This window comes from Pseudomonas sp. HY2-MNA-CIBAN-0224 (assembly GCF_040310285.1).
GTDB lineage: Bacteria > Pseudomonadota > Gammaproteobacteria > Pseudomonadales > Pseudomonadaceae > Aquipseudomonas > Aquipseudomonas helleri.
Genome location: NZ_JBEOPQ010000231.1, coordinates 1 through 387, shown reverse-complemented (window position 1 = coordinate 387; position 387 = coordinate 1). Strand labels below are relative to the sequence as shown.

The 387-nt window shown below is 40.6% G+C and carries 1 pseudogene; it reads left to right on the top strand.

Features of this window, described 5'->3' with window-relative positions:
- Positions 1-14: 14 nt before the first annotated feature.
- Positions 15-387, top strand: a pseudogene (locus tag AAEZ03_RS26165) (hypothetical protein); the annotation flags it as partial.

The following is a 387-nucleotide window of genomic DNA, read 5'->3' as shown; positions in this document are numbered from 1 at the left end:
ATGCCATGAGTCAAATGCACAGTGAATATGGCGATAGCGTTTATGAAAAGGGGTTTTTTCAGACTAACAAAGACAAGCTCAAAGTATTCTTAGAGCAAGAAGAATTGAGCCTATCTGCCAGTCAACGCAAAAAGCTGCTTGACCCCAAAACATGGGATAATCAGCTGTCTTTATTTAATCATGCCAAAGCTATCCAAGTACATATAGGCAATGCGCTATTTACTGACTTTAATGAGTTCACTAAAAAGATAGCTGACTTTATCAAAACGCAAGCCGATATTAAGCTCAAAGCTAATGAGCGTAAGCAAATCCTTGATGCAGTCAGCTGGTATGACGAGACTGGTGCAAAGGTCATCAAATCAGTGACCACGCTTGACGGTGATAAGC